This is a genomic window from Amycolatopsis sp. NPDC003676 (assembly GCF_053587275.1).
Map to the genome: position 1 here is coordinate 1 of NZ_JBSFNS010000244.1, position 2,094 is coordinate 2,094.

Annotated in this window: 2 protein-coding genes; one reads left to right on the forward strand and one right to left on the reverse strand. The window is 70.6% G+C overall.

The annotated features are described in order from the left end of the window. Window positions 1-37: 37 nt before the first annotated feature. Window positions 38-463, forward strand: a complete 426-nt coding sequence (locus ACWDNU_RS45240) for an NUDIX hydrolase (RefSeq protein WP_355282796.1) — start codon at window positions 38-40, stop codon at window positions 461-463. Here ACWDNU_RS45240 and ACWDNU_RS45245 read toward each other — a convergent pair. Then, window positions 460-1,749, reverse strand: a complete 1,290-nt coding sequence (locus ACWDNU_RS45245; RefSeq protein WP_355282798.1) for a hypothetical protein — start codon at window positions 1,747-1,749, stop codon at window positions 460-462. The two genes, ACWDNU_RS45240 and ACWDNU_RS45245, sit on opposite strands and share 4 nt — an antisense overlap. Window positions 1,750-2,094 lie beyond the last annotated feature (345 nt).

Here is a 2,094-nt window from a genome sequence, read left to right on the forward strand (position 1 = left end):
GACAGGGGTGGTCTCGGCATCTCGGTAGGGTGAATTCGTGGACAAGTATCGGGTGTTGGTCGGGGTGCATCTGGTTCTGCTCGACGGGGACGGACGAGTGCTGTTGGGGCGCAGGCGCGATACCGGGTTCGGGGACGGGTTGTTCCATGTGCCGGCGGGGCATCTGGAGGCGGGGGAGTCGGCTGTCGCGGGGTTGATCAGGGAGGCGCGCGAGGAGGTGGGGGTCGAGATCGACGCGCGGGAGGTGGAATTCGCGCATGTGCTGCACAGCGACGAGCGGGTGCAACTGTTCTTCACCGTGCGGCGCTGGGGTGGGGAGGTCGCCAATCGGGAGCCGGGGAAGTGTTCGGAACTGCGGTGGTTCGATCCGGCGGCGCTGCCGGGGGAGATCGTGGAGTACTGCGCGGTCGGGGTGCGGGCGGCGCTGAGCGGGCGGGTGTTCTCCGAATTGGGCTGGGACTAGACGGCGGGCCGACGGCGCTGCAGCAGCACGATCGCGGCGGTGCAGGCGAGGGCGATGCCGATCGACGCCGTCGCGGGGATCGGACCGCGGTCGACGTCGGCGGTGCGGTACCACGAGGGTGAGTAGGCCAGGTGGCCGAATTTGTCGTCGCTCAACGCCACGCCGAGCGACGGCACGAACAGGATCGACAGGCCGACGACGGCAGAGGTGGGGCTCCGCGGGACCGCCGAGCCGACGCAGTACCCGCACACCGCGCCCAGCGCCAGGCAGCCGACGGCGGCGTTGAGCGCGGCGGGTGGGTCGAGGAGGTCGGTGGCCAGCACGAATACCGACAGCGCGACCACGGTGAGCGCGGCGATGATCGCGCGGGGCGCGCGCAGACCGAGCAGGAGCCCGGCGCCGAGGGCGATCATGGTGGCCAGGTCGACCAGGCCGGAGCGGGGGAGCGGGATGACGAGGCTGCCTGCCACGGCGAACGTGGTCATCAGCAGGAGCAGGACACCGTCGCGGTCGGGCAGGATCAGCGCTGCCCCTGTCGCGGCCGCCACGACCACGATCGCGCCGGCGAGCACGTACGGGACGGTGATCTCGCGGACCGCCAGCGCCAGTGACGTCGCCAGGATCACCGAGAAGGCGATGACGGCGGCGAACACGGGAGCCAGCGGGATCGCGGTGTCGAGGACGGAGCGCGGCGGGGTGGTGGTGGTCGCCGCGAAATAACCGAGGGCGAGCACGGTGGCCGCGATGAACCACAGTGGCAGCGAGCCGGCGAGGACGCCGTCGAAACCGGCCGAGGTCTGGTCGGTGGGTGCCTCGGTGAGGTCGCCGAGCACGGTCGCGGCGGGCACGGCGAACAAATACACCGTGCGCAGCAGCGGGCTCGGCCAGACCGCGATGGCCAAGGCGCCCACCGCCATTCCGGCGAGGAGGGCGTCGAGGAAGTTCAGCGTCGGCAGGGACAGGCCGGTGAAATGCGTGCTGTCGACGTTGCGCGCCAGGACCAGATGGCTCAGCAGAATCCCCGCGAGCGCGACCTGCGCCGTCCATTTGGCCGTGCGCACACTGCCGACGGCGACGGTGACCGCGGCGGTGATGACCGCGACGAAAGCGCCGCCGGTCATCGCGCGCGGGATGTTGAACACCAGCAGGTCGACATGGCGCGACTCGGCCAGGGCGGCGAAGCTGATCGGCAGCATGATGGCGAGGACGGCGACCGCGGCGGCCACGAACACCGTGACCGCTTCGACGGCGGTCCGGATCTCGGTGGCGGTCGGCCGCCGGATCATCGGACGGCCCGCAGGGGTGGTCGCGGTGTGTTCGGGCCTCGCGCGATGGGGGCGTGCACCGAATCTCCGTTCTCGCGACCGGGCGGTCCGGGCGGACCTGTGCAGGGAGTCTAGCCAGGGCCGATGCGCGCGCGAGGTCGCTCGCTGCCGTGTCGTGGACCGGGTGGCGCGCGGGCGGTGTCGCCGGGACGGGAACGGTCGCCGACGCCCTGCTACAACTCGCGGGCACCGGCATGCGACGATGAACGAATCTGCATGTCAGGTAATTGATTCGGAAGGTCGGTCGATGCCGAACGGCGTTGTGAGCTGGTTCGACAGCGGTAAGGGATTCGGGTTCATCACCCC